The 15,596-nt window shown below is 55.8% G+C and carries 14 protein-coding genes; 9 read left to right on the top strand and 5 right to left on the bottom strand.

The features are described 5' to 3' along the window. Positions 1 to 118 precede the first annotated feature (118 nt). Complete coding sequence (locus HY788_22500) at positions 119 to 1,084, bottom strand: hypothetical protein (GenBank protein MBI4776916.1); 966 nt, start codon at positions 1,082 to 1,084, stop codon at positions 119 to 121. A 622-nt stretch (positions 1,085 to 1,706) separates the two neighbouring features. Here HY788_22500 and HY788_22505 point away from each other — a divergent pair. The 4 genes from HY788_22505 (at position 1,707) to HY788_22520 (ending at position 5,355) form a co-directional block, all read left to right on the top strand. After that, positions 1,707 to 2,144 carry an Rrf2 family transcriptional regulator gene (locus HY788_22505; protein ID MBI4776917.1) on the top strand — a complete coding sequence of 146 codons (438 nt, stop codon included), beginning with the start codon at positions 1,707 to 1,709 and terminating at the stop codon, positions 2,142 to 2,144. A gap of 51 nt (positions 2,145 to 2,195) precedes the next feature. Further along, on the top strand, positions 2,196 to 3,509 hold the full coding sequence (locus tag HY788_22510) for a cytochrome ubiquinol oxidase subunit I (GenBank protein MBI4776918.1): 1,314 nt from the start codon (positions 2,196 to 2,198) through the stop codon (positions 3,507 to 3,509). A gap of 58 nt (positions 3,510 to 3,567) precedes the next feature. Then, a complete protein-coding gene (gene cydB, locus HY788_22515; protein ID MBI4776919.1) occupies positions 3,568 to 4,593 on the top strand; it encodes a cytochrome d ubiquinol oxidase subunit II in 1,026 nt (341 codons plus the stop codon). Between the two features lie 483 nt (positions 4,594 to 5,076). Beyond that, positions 5,077 to 5,355, top strand: coding sequence for an MCP four helix bundle domain-containing protein (locus tag HY788_22520; protein MBI4776920.1), 279 nt, complete (start codon positions 5,077 to 5,079; stop codon positions 5,353 to 5,355). On the opposite strand, the gene HY788_22525 is transcribed toward HY788_22520, so the two are convergent. From HY788_22525 to HY788_22540, 4 genes are all read right to left on the bottom strand, one after another. Beyond that, the gene (locus HY788_22525; protein MBI4776921.1) at positions 5,330 to 6,247 is read right to left on the bottom strand and encodes a DMT family transporter; all 918 of its coding nucleotides are present in this window, start codon (positions 6,245 to 6,247) and stop codon (positions 5,330 to 5,332) included. The genes HY788_22520 and HY788_22525 overlap by 26 nt on opposite strands. A 14-nt stretch (positions 6,248 to 6,261) precedes the next feature. Beyond that, on the bottom strand, positions 6,262 to 8,250 hold the full coding sequence (locus HY788_22530) for a transglutaminase domain-containing protein (protein MBI4776922.1): 1,989 nt from the start codon (positions 8,248 to 8,250) through the stop codon (positions 6,262 to 6,264). Beyond that, positions 8,247 to 9,599, bottom strand: coding sequence for a DUF58 domain-containing protein (locus HY788_22535; GenBank protein MBI4776923.1), 1,353 nt, complete (start codon positions 9,597 to 9,599; stop codon positions 8,247 to 8,249). The genes HY788_22530 and HY788_22535 overlap by 4 nt, the downstream gene beginning before the upstream one ends. A gap of 69 nt (positions 9,600 to 9,668) precedes the next feature. After that, on the bottom strand, positions 9,669 to 10,631 hold the full coding sequence (locus HY788_22540) for a MoxR family ATPase (GenBank protein MBI4776924.1): 963 nt from the start codon (positions 10,629 to 10,631) through the stop codon (positions 9,669 to 9,671). 315 nt (positions 10,632 to 10,946) lie between these two features. Here HY788_22540 and HY788_22545 point away from each other — a divergent pair, with 315 nt between their 5' ends. The 5 genes from HY788_22545 to HY788_22565 all read left to right on the top strand — a co-directional run. Then, complete coding sequence (locus HY788_22545) at positions 10,947 to 12,119, top strand: branched-chain amino acid ABC transporter substrate-binding protein (protein ID MBI4776925.1); 1,173 nt, start codon at positions 10,947 to 10,949, stop codon at positions 12,117 to 12,119. A gap of 44 nt (positions 12,120 to 12,163) precedes the next feature. Continuing rightward, positions 12,164 to 13,096: a branched-chain amino acid ABC transporter permease gene (locus HY788_22550; GenBank protein MBI4776926.1), complete on the top strand. Its 933-nt coding sequence runs from the start codon at positions 12,164 to 12,166 to the stop codon at positions 13,094 to 13,096. Continuing rightward, positions 13,096 to 14,091, top strand: coding sequence for an ABC transporter ATP-binding protein (locus HY788_22555; GenBank protein MBI4776927.1), 996 nt, complete (start codon positions 13,096 to 13,098; stop codon positions 14,089 to 14,091). The genes HY788_22550 and HY788_22555 overlap by 1 nt, the downstream gene beginning before the upstream one ends. A 7-nt stretch (positions 14,092 to 14,098) precedes the next feature. Then, positions 14,099 to 14,935, top strand: coding sequence for an ABC transporter ATP-binding protein (locus HY788_22560; GenBank protein MBI4776928.1), 837 nt, complete (start codon positions 14,099 to 14,101; stop codon positions 14,933 to 14,935). Continuing rightward, the coding region (locus HY788_22565; GenBank protein MBI4776929.1) for an ABC transporter ATP-binding protein at positions 14,916 to 15,596 on the top strand (681 nt) is incomplete at its 3' end. The genes HY788_22560 and HY788_22565, both read left to right, overlap by 20 nt.

Here is a 15,596-nt window from a genome sequence, read left to right on the forward strand (position 1 = left end):
GACAGCACCGTTCTTCTTTTTGGGTGACTCTTCCAGCGCCATGGCGGGCGACCTCATCGCTTGCCGCATCGGAGAGACCGGCCCGGGCGCGGACCGTATTCGCAGATGGGAAAAAGCGCTACAGCCATTTCTTCTTCTTGAACATGAACAGCATGGCCAATGCCAAAGCGACAAGAAGCCCCAAAAACAGGAAATACGCATAGGGAACTTTCAATTCAGGGATGTTCTCGAAATTCGTTCCATAAATACCCGCCAACAACGAGAGCGGCATCATGATCGTTGCAATGATGGTGAGCACCTTCATGGAGCTGTTGATCTGCTGGGACAGCAACGAGTTGTATCCTGCCAGCGTTGCGTGCACGCGCTCTTGCAGGGAATCGATGGTTGCTCCAAGACTGTCCATATGATCGAAAATCCCGCGGAGATATTTGTGCGCTTCATCGTGGATCAATTCCAATTTGGCCGCCACCAGATGACGCATGGAGCGTTGCATGGGAGAGAGGCTGTTCTTGAGTGAACGAACCATCTGTTTGGCGCCGAGTATTTCGTCCAATATTCCCTCGGGCTTGTCTCCCTTCAGATAGGCCACTTCCAGTTGCTCCAGCCTTTCATCGATGCTGAATACTTGAGGCAGGAAGCCGTCCACCATGGCGTCCCAGAACAGGAAATAAATGAATCCCGGAGTCCTTCCCACGGACTTGAACGATTCCTCGTAGGTATACAAAACCCTTTCAACGTAGGTTGAAGGCCCGCGATGCGCGGTGACGATGGCTCGGTCGTTCATGGCGATTACCAAGGGAGTGCAGCCAATCGTGTCTCCTTCTTTCTGACAGACTTGCACGAGGTCGATGAGATACTTCTGGTGGTGGCGGTAATAGAAGGGCTCTCCCGGATATAAGGCGTTCCGGACGATTTCTTCCGGGATACCGAGAGAGCAAATAAAAGAGGTTACATCATATGAATCCTCGAGGTCGAAATTCAACCATGCGAAGTTTGAGGGATCCAGTGACTCCATGGACACGGCTTCGGGTTTTAAGAGCTCGAACGTTTTGTCTGTGTTATGAAAAAGAATACTGAAACTCATCGCTAAACTCCACAGGAAGACCAAGGGAACCTTTCACACCGGACAGGTTTCGGGCGGGGCGGCTTCAAAGCGGAAAAAGACAAGAAAAAAAACCCATCACCGGAGTGGATCCTGAAAACAATGAATGAAACCACTCCCGGTTTCTCTCGGCATGTTTTGCTCCAGTCAAAGGAATGCATCGCTGGAGTATCCGCTTCAAGGCTATGCGAGCCCCTTTTGGCTGTCAAGCGATTTCAACACCCTCAAAAGAGGACCCTCTCCTACGGCGTTATTCTGCGGACTGGTTATGCATGGCGGTGTTTCGTTTCCGACAGGGAATGATGGGTAGAGAGAGAACGCTCGATCGGTTTGCCGCGGTCGACTCTACAACTCGCCGGGCGCGTGTGGTGACGCAGGTCCCCGGATAAGGTTCTACCATGTCGACCGTCCATCCGGGTCTGGATGATTTCTCCATCCATCCCGGTCGCAACGATCCGGCCCCAGGGTGGTGTCTCACGTTCGCGTTTCGAGGCCGGCATGCTCACAAAAAAATGCCCGAGTCCCAAAAAAACCTTGACTCGGGCCGTTCGTTCTATCTAATATAAGACAAACAAGATCATATTTATCCTATATTGGAGGCCGCATGAGACTTACGCGATCCGGAGAATACGCCGTTCGTTGCATTCTTTACCTCTGTTCCCAACGGACCGGCGAGGTTTGCAGCCGCAAGCAAATCGCCCGGGAAATGGATATTCCTTACGAATTCCTGGGAAAGATCGCCCAGGATCTGGCGCGTCACGGCCTTGTCGAGCTAGTGCAGGGGTCCAAAGGAGGGTTGAGGCTCTTGCACTCTCCCCATGAGATCACGCTGCTGGACGTCGTCGAAGCCATCAACGGAGAAATCGGACTGAACGATTGTGTGGTGCGTCCGGATTCCTGTCGGCGAAGCCCGACATGCACCGTGCATCGTGTGTGGCTGGAGGCTCGGTCGCAGGTTCGAGATACGCTACGCCGAGCCACTTTCGCTCGACTTCTCGACCAGGGGACCTGTCTGGCATCCCCGGAAGATGGAAAGCCCTGACACTAGTTTACACCCAAGTCGGTTGTCATACCCCATAAAAAGAGGAGAAACGTGATGGATGTGTTGATGCTTTCCAGACTGCAGTTCGCCGCAGCCGCCTTCTACCACTTCTTGTTTGTGCCGCTGACGCTGGGACTATCCGTGATGGTGGCGCTGATGGAAACCAAGTACGCGCGTACGGGGGACGAGACGTACCTGAGAATGACCAGGTTTTGGGGAAAGGTCTTCCTCATCAATTTCGTCATGGGCATCGTTACGGGGATAACGCTCGAATTCCAGTTTGGAACCAACTGGTCGAGATATTCGGAGTTCATGGGCGACATTTTCGGTTCCTTGTTGGCCATCGAGGCGTTGGGCTTCTTCTTCCTGGAGTCGACGATGATCGGCGTATGGATATTCGGCTGGAAGAAACTGTCCAGGAAAGCTCACGCGTTCGTCATGTGGCTCGTGGCGTTTGCATCCACCGGTTCGGCCGTATGGATACTGACGGCCAATTCATGGATGCAGCACCCCGTGGGTTATGTGATTCGCAACAACCGGGCGGAATTGGCCGACTTCTTTGCCGTTGCTTCCAACCCGTACGCCATCCTCATGTTTTTTCATGTCATTGCCGCCGCATACCTGTTGAGTTCGTTCTTCGTCATGGGCGTAAGCGCCTATCATCTTCTCAGAAAAAAGAACCTGGAGTTTTTCACCAGATCCTTCCGAATGGCTCTGACCTTCGGTCTCGTCGTTTCCGTATTTTTAGTCATTGAAGGGCACTACCATGCGGCGGATCTGGCCCATACGCAGCCGGCCAAACTGGCGGCCATGGAATCCCACTGGAAAACGGAATCCAACGCACCCATGTACATGTTGGTCTGGCCGGATGCGGACAACGAGGGAAATTCCGTCGAGGCTCTACCCATTCCGGGCTTCCTGAGTTGGATGGCGTTCCACGACAGCAAGGCCGAGGTGAAGGGACTCATGGACTTCCCCAGAGACGAACGTCCTCCGGTGGCTCCCACGTTCTTTTCATTCAAGATCATGGCATTCCTTGGATTTTACTTCGTTCTTCTCATGGTCGTCGGCTGGTTAAAACGGAACAGGCTGACGGAAAGCCCCGGCTATTTGAAACTGATGCTCTATTCCATGTTCCTTCCATACGTAGCCATTGAGCTCGGTTGGATGGTGGCGGAAATCGGGCGTCAGCCGTGGCTGGTGTACGGCCTGATGAAAACCTCCGATGCGGTATCCCATATATCCGTTTCCCAGGCCGCCGGCACGTTAATCGGATTTATCGTTATCTACAGCCTGCTGGCTTGCGCCGCGGGGTATCTCTTGGTCCGATTTATCAAAGCGGGACCTCAGCCAAAGACTGCTTGAGGGATCATTGGTTAAAGCAAAAGGTTGAAACGAGGAACACCGGAAGGAGGAAAATAGCATGGATTTGCCAACGATTTGGTTTTTGCTCTGGGGACTGTTGTGGGCTGTCTACTTTGTAACGGACGGATTCGACCTGGGGATCGGCACGCTTCTGCCGTTCATGGGTAAAAGCGATACCGAGCGAAGGATTATGTACGATGTTATGGGCCCCCTGTGGGACGGAAACGAGGTATGGCTCATAACCGCAGGCGGGGTCACCTTTGCCGCGTTTCCCAAAACCTACGCGGTCATGTTCAGTTCCCTTTACACGCCTCTGATGCTGTTGCTGTTCGCTCTGATTCTACGGGGCGTTTCCTTCGAGTTTCGCAGCAAAGTGGAAAACCCGACCTGGCGGAAAATGTGGGACGGGTTCGCGTTCCTGGGAAGTCTCGTCCCGGCACTGTTGCTCGGGGTGGCGTTCGCCAATATTTTCAAAGGAATCGCCATTGACGGGATGGGAATCTATCAGGGAACGTTGTTCACGCTACTCAACCCTTACGGCTTGCTCGGGGGCGTCTTTTTTCTGACGTTTTTTCTGGTGCATGGAAGCATATGGCTCGCTGTGAAAACCGAGGGAGATTTGCACGATCGGGCGCTCAAAACGGCTCATGGACTCTGGTGGGTGCTTTTGGGCGCGGCCGTGGCTCTAATCCTGGCCGGCGCTTTCGCCACACGACTCTATGACAACTATCTGGCCCATCCGGCTCTGTTTCTGGTGCTTGCGTTCACCGTAGTGTGCCTGCTGGGAGTCAAGTTCTATCTTGCAAAGGGCCGGCTGTGGAAGGCCTGGTTCTCCTCGGCCCTGACCATTGTTGGAGCTACGTTCTACGGAATCGTCGGATTGTATCCCAATATGCTCCCGTCCAGCATCGATCCGGCATACAATGTCACTGTGTACAACGCCGCCTCGAGCCCAAAGACTCTCACGATCATGTTCGTCCTGGCCGTGATCTTCACGCCGGTCGTGCTGCTTTACCAATTTTGGGCGTACAGGTTGTTCAAGGCCAAGGTTACGGAAGAGGATCTGACGTACGATGAAGCGTGATTCCATGGAGTGGATCGCTTCAGATGCCCTGAAAAGGAAGACCGGTTGAACGAGAAAGAACACTTGACCGAAAGAGAGGAGCTTGCTTAATATAGGACTCGATGTTCCTATTCGTGACTTTTTTCTCGGACGGATACGAGCATGCGTTCCACGCGGATGTAACAAAACAAAGCCCCGGAGACGAAGATGTCTCTCGAGGGCTTTTCTTATTGCGACGAACACATAACCGAGGACCACGGAAGGGACTGCGAATTCAGGTAGGCAGTGAAATCGATCGGCCCGTGCCGTTATCCGATCGATGACCGGGCGCCGATTCGGCTGTAACGGGATCGTTGTTCGGAAGGCGTTGAACAGGTTCGGTTTCAGTTATATAAGTTGGAAGTCGCATTTCTTTTACGATGAGGCCTTGTCTTTTCAAACAGAGTTCAGGGGCAAAAATGCCGGCCTGGAGCCTCAGCGATCACCTCTAGAAGGGTAAGCGCCATGGCGAAAAGCCATATCTTCTATGATAAATATGCAAAGACAAAGAGACGGCTCTTTGTGGCTTTTTTGGTTATGACATTTGTATCGTTAGGCGCCGGGTTAGGGATTTTGAAGCTGAGTAATCTGAAAACGGTGGGAATGGGGCTCGAAACGGTTTATGAAGATCGAGTCAAACCGTTAAAACACCTAAAGAAGCTCTCTGATATATATGGAATAGATATCGTCGATACCGCGAATAAGGAATCTGACTTAATCACGATATCCCACGCCGGCCGGTGATACCCATATAGATGGCTCCTATGGCCAGCGCCGCCCCCAAGCCTTCCACCGGCGTCGTTGGCCGATCGAAAAACAGAACGTCCCAGACAAACGACAAGGTCGGTTGCAGCAAAAGAATCAGTCCGGCCAGAGAAGTCCGCGTTCTCGAGAGTCCTTTGGCGATCAGCATCCATCCCACGGCCTGGCAGAGGCAGCCGTAGGCAAGCAAGGCCAGCCAGGTTTGCGCGTCCGGAATGACCAGCGATTCGTGCCGGAAAGTGGATTCCAAAAAAAAGAGCAGCGCCGTGAATAATGAAATATAGGCCAGATTGGCCATGGCGGACAGGGATCGCAGTTCATTCTGCGACTTTCGAAAAAGCAGGATATAGGCCGTGTACCAGACCGCGGTCATCAGTCCGAAGATAAGTCCGATCTTGTACTGAAAAGCCAGCCCCCCGAGATCGAGCCCCACGATCAGAGAAAGGCCCGTAATCGCTAAAGGGACAGCGGCCACGAACCGCCACGAGGGCTTCTCTCCGAACAGGATTATGCCTATGATCGCCAGAAAGAACACCTGGAAATTGGCCAACAGGGTGGCCAGCCCCGGACCGATGTAATGAATGCTCCGGTGCCAGAACCAGAGGTCCAAAGCGAAAAACAAGCCGCATACGCCGCATAGAAAGATGGAGCGGCCTGATGGAACGAACTGTTCCCGCTTTAAGAGGGTCGCCAAAAGGAGAAGCAACCCGCCGAACAGGGTCCGGTACATACCCGACACGGAGGGCCCCACGTGGGCGACCTTGACGAACACCGCGGAAAAGCTGATCGCCGTGGCGCCAAGACAGAGCTGAACGAGTCCGGGAATATTCGGATACGTGGGAGAGGAGACCGGTGGGTTACGGGTTGTGCCCATAGCCTTTCGCAAGGTTAGTGTTCCTCGAGATTCTCGATCCAGGAACGGACCCCTTCTTCGAGCGCCTTCCGTTCGCTCACAGTGATCCCTTTTGGATCGAACCGGTATCGGTAGTGAAGCTGAAGCACAGGTTTCAGAGCATCGGGGGAAACGCGGGAAGGAAGCTTGGCCTCGATGCGCTGCACCCAGGCTGCCGCCGATTCCCCCGGTTTCCGGCTATATCCCAATTCATTCAGTCGTTTTTCCACCAAGTAGTATTCGGAGTCGGCTCCGGGGCGAGGCGCTGGAACGTCCCGTCTCTTTTCGGTCCGGGCTTTGGAAGCGGCGCTCCTTTTTCGACGGACCAGGAAAAACAGCGGTATCGACAGCGGAACGACGGCCCACCCCAGACGAGCGCTTTTTTTCGGGATGACATCGGGCCATTCCCACCGGGAGAGCCTGAGGGTCATCCAATACCACAGGTCTGTAACCGGCTCCCATCCGGAAGCGGCGGCGTCTTCGATGTCCGCCCATGCCGGTGGAGTTGCGTCGAATTCACGCCAGGCGTTCCCCACGTAGGCCTGGGTCCAGGCGTGAGCGTGTCTGGCTCGAACAACATACGCTTTTTCCAACGGACTGAATTCATGCACCGCGTACCCGATGACATACCGCGCGGGAATCCCAGCTCTCCGCAGGAGCAATGCCGCCGCCGTGGCGAAATACTCACAATGACCTGAACGCGTCCGCAACAGGAAATCGGACAAGGGCGTACTGTTGGGTTCGGGGCGCTTCAACGACAGGGAATAGTTGAAATGAGCCTGGAAAAAGCGCTGCATCCTGAAAAGGATCTCCCCGGCCGGCCCTGATTCAAGGTCGAGCAGGTCTAGAACCCTGTCGAGGCCCATGTATTCGGCCTGCGGGACCATCAGGTCGATTTCATTGGGAGGAGCGTTCATCAGGGCGGTAGGGCTGTACCGGACTCCGAAAGTGACCATTCCGGGGCCGCCCCGCGCCGTCACGGCGCCCAGCGTGTTCCGGTCGACGGCCTGCACGGGCAGGTCGAACAGTCGGATCGTTCCGTTGGGAAGCGGCAACATGGACCGGTCGGCGGTCAGGTTCGCCGTGATGAGCAGCGATGGGCCCGGATCTCCCGATGGGAGCAGATTCCAGCCGGCGCCATCTTCCGACGATGCGATCGGGGCAAACTTTGAGTGTAAAGCCAGCCACGTCGAAGACCGGTAATAGTTATAACACGATTCGCGGAGCAGCCTCGGATATTCGTCCTTGGCCTCCGCCGCCACTCTCAGCACCACGCGGCCGGACTGTTTGAGGGATCCCACATCGCCGATGGCCGTTTTCGTTTGTGTGGGGTCGGCGTCTCTCTCGAGACGATCGGCGAACCATTCCAAGGCCTTTCGTTCCAACTCGATCTGAAGCTGATGGAGACCTACGTGCCCGGCGTACCCTACGACCGCGGCCACGGAAAACAGTCCCGCCCAGAGGACCGGCGAATATCGCTTCGAACGATGGCCCCACAGGGCCCAGGCGGAAAGCGCCAGCACCGCCAAGTAAAACGCCGGGGATCGATGGTTCGCCGCGCCGGCCGCGAGCACGCATAAGCACGCGTACGGGTAACTGAGATCCAGCACGGGAAGGACGGAGGTCCGATGCGGATCGTTCTTCTTTCTGTAGCGAAAGAAGAGAATTCGTATATCGATTCCGCCTGTTCCTCCGTAGGCCTGTGACAGCAGAAGAGGGAAAAAAATCACCGGAAACCACTGAATCACCATCAGGATCGCTCTGGTCGAGTCCAGGGAGGCATAAAAATACAGAGCCGCGCAGAAAAACAGTATGCCGCAAAAAGCGCTTATGTGTCGGTACCGGCTGAACGAAAGTTCCCAGCGCCATGCAATCCAGCGCGATCCCTCGAGGGTGAGCGCCATCACCAGAGCAGGAAGCCATAGCCCGGTCTGGAATCCCCAGAAAATGACGCAACTACCCGTGAAAAGAGGCGGCGTATTCATAGGTCCACGAGTTCCTGCCGGATCTTACCGACTTCGAGGCATCGGAAATGTTCGGGACGGTCGCTCATCGGACCCGGATCGAGCCGGTCCGTTTCCTCGCCGTCTACTACAATCAGCACCAACAAAGGGAGCCCCGACTCCTTGAGACGGCGTATGAACTCCTTTCTCTCTTCGTCCCAAGCCAGCAGAACGCAGATGCAACTGCTGATGAGCCGGTCTCGCTGAAACACCGTGTTGCACAAGGATAGAAACGGCTTATCCCGGCACGGACCGACCGACGCGAGGATTTCCAGCATTTTCTCCGCCTGGGCGAGTCCTCTCCCGGAGGTAAAGGAATACGCCTCCGGTCCAACGAACATGAGGTCGAGGAGGGACTCCCGTGTATCGATGGCCCCGATCAGGGATGCGGCTATGGAGACGGCTTCCTCGAAAATCTCGCTGTACGCGTCTTGCTGAAAGGTGTCCAAGACCAGTGCATGGCGGACGAAAAACTCCTCTTGAAGCTCCTTGACGATGGGCTTGCCCGTCTTGGCCCAGCTCTTCCAGTGGATCCGGTGTATGGGATCGCCGGCCTGGTATTCACGCAGGGAAACGAATTCCTGGGAATCTCCGACGGAGGAAGCAAAGGTCACTCCCCCGGGTTGGTGCCTGCGGGCGCCCGTCAAACGGATCTCGGCCACGGTGTAGCGTTTCGGAAGGATCAAAACGGATTGCGGCATGGCGATCTTCTTTATGGATCTGCACAGGCCGAAGGGGTCCGTTGCGGAAATGATCAGCGTTTCCAACCACAAACGCCCGCGTCGCAGCGGAAGGATCTCCATGAGAACTTCTTGCTCGTCCTCCGGATTCAGATGGGGGACATCCTTTATACGAGCGGCAAACATGGGATATTTAAGAGTCATCCTTCGCGGGCCACGGTGGGGCGAGCCTGATGGACCGAAGCCTCCTGCGTGTCCGGTGAGGTTCGATTCAAAGGCGGTTCTCCCTGAGCCCGGATTCCAGTATTGCGGCTTCTCGAATACCTGCACATTCTTCTGAACTTTTGGCGTTTCGCTTCGAAGCAGCACTCGATACTCGAGGGGTTCTCCGACCGTGCCGAACCGTGGAAGAACCCGATGGGCAAGGGCGCGAGGCGCGGACCATGTTGTCCAGAGCAGGGAAATCAGGAAGACGGAGCTTAGAAACGTGAATGCCTCGTAGGCGAGCGTCTGCTTTGTATCCAGCCCCACAAGGGCCGAGGCGAGGATTCCGCCGGCCACCAGCCTCCCCGGTCCCGTAAGCCGCACAAAGAACCAGGACTTTGATGCCCGGACACCGCGAATGAGCGTGTAGACGAAGCGTAAGAACATGTTCTTGTCAATCTTGTTTGCGATCGTTCACGGGGGGAATTGAAGGTGAAGCACGGAAATCGGCGCCTGTCAGGACGGCACGGGAATGGATTTCAACAGATCGGCGACCACGTTTTCGGCCGTCATCCCGGAAAAGCGCGCCTGAGAGTCCAGCATAATCCTGTGAGCGATCACCGGTACCGCCATTTCCTGAACGTGTTCCGGAGCCACGAACTCCTGCCCGTCGAACATGGCCAGCGCTTGCGATGTCTTAGCCAGAGCAAGGGAGGCCCTCGGACTTGCCCCCAGCAGAACCCCCCGGACGGAGCGGGTGCCCCTTACAATATCCACCGCGTATCTCTTGATTTCGTCGCTGATGCGGACGTCGTTCGCCTGTTTCATCAAACGGAACACATCGTTTCTTCCCGCACACGGGCGGATGCCTTGTAAGGGATGCTCCTGTTCCTGATCCGAGAGTATGGCCACTTCTTCTTCGGGAGAAACGTAGCCCAACTCGAGTTTGAGGGCAAATCGGTCCATCTGTGCTTCGGGAAGAGGGTATACCCCTCGGCTTTCCACCGGATTTTGAGTCGCAATCACGAAAAACAGCGTATCGAGCGGTCGCAACTTGCCGTCCACACTGACCTGCCGTTCGGCCATGGCCTCCAGAAGGGCGGACTGGGTTCTGGGTGAGGTTCGATTGATTTCATCGGCCAGCAAGATGTTGGTGAAGACGGGCCCTTTGTGGAAGTGAAAGGACTGATCCCTGGGATCGAACACGGAAACTCCCAAAACGTCCGTGGGCAGCAGATCCGGAGTGAACTGGATACGTTTGAATTCGGCATTGATGGATTGCGCCAGGGCTTTGGCCAAAGTGGTTTTGCCCGTACCCGGATAGTCCTCGAGAAGGACGTGGCCGCCGCTGGTGAACGCGGCGAGAAGCTTTCGGATGGTATCCGACTGACCCCGGATAACACGGCCGATGTTGGCGCACAGCCTATGGTAGATATCGAGGGCCTCCGGGGACCCGGCGTCCGATCTTTCAGTTTCCATGCTTTGCGAAACCAACTCCATTGCCGTGCAGTAGAAAATGAGAAGCCGCGGTGGTTTCCTCACCCGAGGAGAGAACCGGATTGCGCATAACCACGTACGGAAGCTGATTCAAAATATATCACACGTATATCGTGATTCAACGCCGTTATCAACCGACTCGTCAGGTCCGCCCGGCGGAGTGAATGCCCTGAATCTCCTTGAAACGCGAGGGTCCCAAAGCTATGATGCTTTGTATACGCGTTGCAAAGCCTCGACACGGCCCGTTAGTCCGACATAACAGCGCCGGATCGTCCGGCCGAACAGGGAGGAGCTTGTATGGTCCGATTTCGCTGGTTCCAGTGGCTGGTGATGGCATGCGCATGCGTGGGCGCGGTAAGCGCGTCCGCGGCCGATGAATGGGGAGAGATCGTGATTCCGGACGGCAAACCCATCAAGATCGGCCTGGGCGCCATGCTTTCGGGCGGCTACGCCACCTTGGGAATCGACATCAGGAACGCGGTGGAAATGGCGGTGGGGGAGAAAGGGCGGATCTTGGGTCATCTTCTCGATCTACAAGCCGAAGACGATCAGTGCGAAGGCGCGCCCTCCGTGGCCATAGCGGAAAAATTCTGCAACGATCCTCTCGTCGCGGGCGTTGTAGGATATATGTGTAGCGGCGGTTCCATTCCCGCTTCGGATATTCATAACAAATACAAACTGGTCATGATTTCGCCCTCTTCAACCAGCCTCGAGTTGACCAACCGGGGAATTCCGGTGTTTTTCCGAACCTGCTGGAACGACAAAATTCAGGGAGAGGCGGGGGCCGTATATGCTTTGAAGAAGAATTGGACCCAAGTGGCCGTTCTTCATGACAAAAGCGCTTATGGGCAGGGGTTGGCGGATGAATTCAAACGCCACATTTTGGGGAGCGGGGGCAAGGTTCTGGCCCACGAGGGCCTGACCCGGGGAGATAAGGATTTCACACCCGTGCTGACCGTCATCAAGCCTCTTAACCCTCAGCTTGTGTATTTCGGAGGAATGGCGGCGGAGGGAGCCCTGCTGGTCCGACAGATGCGGCGCGCGGGCATCAAGGCCAAATTCATGAGCGACGACGGGTGTTATACGGAGAAGGATTTCATTCAGGGGGCCGGTAAAGCGTCGCGTGGTGCGTACGTCACCTATGCGAAGACGCCGGAAGCGGAGCGATTCTCATCCTGGGTGAAGCGGTTTGAAGCGAAATATGGGCCTCGGCAGACGTTCTCCCCACAATCCTACGATGCGACCAATATACTCATGGCGGCCATCGAGCGGACGGCCCGAAAGGGCGAAGACGGTCGTCTGATCATCGGCAAGAAGGCCCTGCGGGACGCAGTGGCGTCCACCGAATATGACGGAGTCACGGGTCGGGTTGCCTTCGACGAGTACGGAGACCGTTCGGGCTCGGTTGTGGCGGTTAACGTGGTGGCCTGTGAAAAAGGCGCCTGTTTCTTTAAAGAGGTGGAAGACTAGGCCGGAACGTTTTGCGCCGGCCCCTTGGATGACAGACGGAATTCATGTCCCTGTCCCTTTTGTCAAACCCCGAGGTCCTGGTGGACCAGGTCGTTAACGGCCTGACCATCGGGGGTATCTATGCGCTTATCGCCATGGGGTACACCCTGGTGTACGGCATTCTGTTCATGATCAACTTCGCCCACGGCGAGATTTTCATGTTCGGTTCGTTCACCGGTTTTTTTGTGTTAAGCGCCCTGGTTCAGTCGGGATTTGCCGAACGCTTTGTCGTTCTTTCCATCCTGACGGCTTTGTTGGGCGCCATGGCCGTTTCCTCTTTGCTCGGTGTGTTGTTGGAGCGGGTGGCCTACCGGCCGCTGCGAAAAGCACCTCGTTTGGCTCCCCTCATCAGCGCCATCGGCGCGTCGATCTTTCTACAGAATGTGATGATGCTGATCGTCAAGGCGCGGATGCAAATCTATCCGGACGTGTTCCCGGAAGATTTCCTCGAACTAGGGCGGTTTTCGATATCTTATTTTCAGATTTTCATCATTCTCGGATCCATCGTCATGATGGCAGGTCTGGTCTTGTTCATCCGGAAGACGAAAACCGGCAAGGCGATGCGCGCGGTGGCCGAGGACAAGGACGCCGCCGCCCTCATGGGCGTCAATGTGGACCGAATCATCGTAGTCACCTTCGTGGTGGGATCATGCCTTGCTGCGGTAGCCGGAGTCATGGTGGGCATGTATTACACCCAGATCAACCACATGATGGGCTTTATGCCTGGAATCAAAGCCTTCACCGCCGCCGTTCTGGGAGGCATCGGGAACGTGGCGGGATGCATGGTTGGGGGCTACGTTCTCGGCATCTCCGAAGCGTTCAGCGTTTTCTTTCTCCCCGCGCAATACAAGGATGTGATCGCTTTCAGCCTGCTGGTTTTGATCCTGATATTCAGGCCTCGCGGTATCTTTGGCGAAGTAGTATCCGAGAGGGCTTGATGGTTAGCCACAGAAATCCGGGCTCCTCCGCCCTAAAGCACGCCTTCCGAACGGCGCCTTCCTGGATACTGCCGGTTGGGCTGGTGATCGGTCTGTGCGTGCTTCCCCCTTTGGTGGGCAACTATTGGACCCACGTTCTGGCCTACATCGGGATCTACGTCATGCTCGGCATCGGACTGAATGTAGTCGTTGGATTCGCCGGCTTGCTCGACCTCGGATACGTGGCGTTCTATGCCATCGGGGCCTATTCCTATGCGCTCCTGGCGTCCCCCCAGTTCGGAATCCACATCCCGTTCTGGGCTATGATTCCCGTGTGCGTTTTCCTCGCATGCCTCGGCGGCGTCCTATTGGGCATTCCCGTACTGCGGATGAGGGGTGATTACCTGGCCATAGTCACTTTGGGCTTTGGGGAGATCATTCGGATCATGCTGAACAATCTGGACAAAGTCACGAACGGTCCCAAGGGTCTTCTGAGAATCGACCCTCCCTCCATCGGATCGTTCGAGTTTTCCACGCCCACCCATTACTACTATCTGATTCTGGCAGGCTGTCTGCTTTCCGCGTTCATTGCGGACCGTCTGAACAACTCCCGCATCGGCCGGGCATGGATCGCCATGCGTGAAGATCAGGACGCCGCGGCTCTCATGGGAATAGACGTACTGAAATACAAGTTGCTGGCGTTCGCCATAGGAGCGTCATTCGCCGGCGCCGGCGGGATTATTTTCGCGGCCCGGCAAGGTTCCATCTTCCCGGACGATTTTTCGTTGATGGTTTCGATCAACGTGCTGTGCCTGATTATCATCGGCGGGATGGGAAGTGTCACCGGCGTCATTCTGGGCGCGGTGATTTTGATCGGAGTTCCGGAGGTCCTCCGGGCCGTTGCGCTCTATCGGATGCTCGCGTTCGGCGCACTGCTTGTCATTATGATGGTTTTTCGACCCACGGGCTTCATCGTTTCCTCGAGGAGGAAGCTCGAGTTCCATAAGGAATCCTAGTCCGCCTATGCCTTCAATCCTCGAAATTTCCAACGTATCCCGTAGCTTTGGTGGATTGAAGGCCCTGGATGATTTGAACCTCACATTGGAGAAAGGGGTTATCGAAGGGCTGATCGGACCGAACGGAGCCGGCAAAACGACCCTCTTCAACGTGATTACCGGCGTCTATCCGCCGGATCAAGGCTCGATTCAATTCATGGACAAGGAAATAGCCGGCAAGAAACCGCACGAGATCGTTGCACTGGGTATCGCAAGGACCTTCCAGAACATTCGGCTGTTCCCGAATATGACCGTTGTAGAAAACGTGCTGGTGGGTTGCCATTCCCGGATGCGAGCAGGTGTCTGGGGGGCCTTGAGCCGGAACCGGCATACCGTCGAGGAAGAGGAACGGACGCTCGGGAATGCTCAGAAATTGCTCGGATTTGTCGGATTGAAAGCCCGGTCGGATGACCTTGCCAGGAATCTGCCCTACGGCGACCAGCGCCGTCTGGAAATGGCCCGTGCTCTCGGCGCGGACCCGATCCTTTTGCTTCTGGACGAACCCACCGCCGGCATGAATCCCCAGGAAACCAACACATTGACGGACTTTATCCGAAGGATCCGGGACGAACTCGGTTTGACCGTGCTTCTCATAGAACACGACATGCGCGTGGTCATGGGGATTTCGGATCGTGTGACCGTGCTGGACCAGGGAGCGTGGATCGGTTCCGGTACTCCTCGAGAAGTGCAGAAGAATACCAGAGTCATTGAAGCTTATCTGGGCAAGGGCGCGATCCAACTCCATAAGCGGCGCGCCGACCTCCTTAGCCAGGGGAACAGGGGCCATGGTTCTCCTCGAGGTTGAAGATCTCCATACCTATTACGGAAGTATCGAGGCGCTTCAGGGGGTCTCGCTCACCGTGCGGCAGGGAGAGATCGTAACTCTCATCGGAAGTAATGGGGCGGGCAAAACGACCCTGCTGAATACGGTTTCCGGGCTTCTGAAACCCCATAAGGGGCGCGTGACCTTCAAGAGCCGACGTATTGACGGAATGGCGGCGCACAAGATCGTTTCTCTAGGCATCAGCCAATCGCCCGAGGGCCGGAAGATTTTTACGCGTCTGACGGTTCGGGAAAATCTCGAGATGGGCGCCTACATCCGCCGGGACCGTAAGGGTATCCACAAGGATATGGAACAAGTATTCGCTCTTTTCCCTCGACTGAAAGAGCGACAGGCCCAGGTTGCCGGAACCTTGAGCGGGGGTGAACAGCAGATGCTGGCCATGGGAAGGGCCCTCATGACTCGGCCGGAACTGGTGCTCCTGGACGAGCCGTCCATGGGATTGGCGCCCGTGCTCGTGGAAACGATTTTTAAAATCATCTCCGACGTCAATAGTCGGGGAGCCACCATTCTATTGGTGGAACAAAACGCGCTCATGGCGTTTCTGGTGGCGAGTCGAGGATATGTGATGCAGTCGGGAAGGATTGTGTTGGAGGACTCGGTGGCGAATCTTGAAGGAAACGAG

It is taken from the genome of Deltaproteobacteria bacterium (assembly GCA_016208165.1).
Taxonomy (GTDB): domain Bacteria; phylum Desulfobacterota; class Desulfarculia; order JACQYL01; family JACQYL01; genus JACQYL01.

What these genes read in the sequence shown, in the direction of transcription:
- HY788_22500 (MBI4776916.1), bottom strand. Translation starts at nt 1,084, where the DNA reads ATGAGTTTCAGTATTCTTTTTCATAACACAGACAAAACGTTCGAGCTC.
- HY788_22505 (MBI4776917.1), top strand. Translation starts at nt 1,707, where the DNA reads ATGAGACTTACGCGATCCGGAGAATACGCCGTTCGTTGCATTCTTTAC.
- cydB (MBI4776919.1), top strand. Translation starts at nt 3,568, where the DNA reads ATGGATTTGCCAACGATTTGGTTTTTGCTCTGGGGACTGTTGTGGGCT.
- HY788_22520 (MBI4776920.1), top strand. Translation starts at nt 5,077, where the DNA reads ATGGCGAAAAGCCATATCTTCTATGATAAATATGCAAAGACAAAGAGA.
- HY788_22525 (MBI4776921.1), bottom strand. Translation starts at nt 6,247, where the DNA reads ATGGGCACAACCCGTAACCCACCGGTCTCCTCTCCCACGTATCCGAAT.
- HY788_22530 (MBI4776922.1), bottom strand. Translation starts at nt 8,250, where the DNA reads ATGAATACGCCGCCTCTTTTCACGGGTAGTTGCGTCATTTTCTGGGGA.
- HY788_22535 (MBI4776923.1), bottom strand. Translation starts at nt 9,599, where the DNA reads ATGTTCTTACGCTTCGTCTACACGCTCATTCGCGGTGTCCGGGCATCA.
- HY788_22540 (MBI4776924.1), bottom strand. Translation starts at nt 10,631, where the DNA reads ATGGAAACTGAAAGATCGGACGCCGGGTCCCCGGAGGCCCTCGATATC.
- HY788_22545 (MBI4776925.1), top strand. Translation starts at nt 10,947, where the DNA reads ATGGTCCGATTTCGCTGGTTCCAGTGGCTGGTGATGGCATGCGCATGC.
- HY788_22550 (MBI4776926.1), top strand. Translation starts at nt 12,164, where the DNA reads ATGTCCCTGTCCCTTTTGTCAAACCCCGAGGTCCTGGTGGACCAGGTC.
- HY788_22555 (MBI4776927.1), top strand. Translation starts at nt 13,096, where the DNA reads ATGGTTAGCCACAGAAATCCGGGCTCCTCCGCCCTAAAGCACGCCTTC.
- HY788_22560 (MBI4776928.1), top strand. Translation starts at nt 14,099, where the DNA reads ATGCCTTCAATCCTCGAAATTTCCAACGTATCCCGTAGCTTTGGTGGA.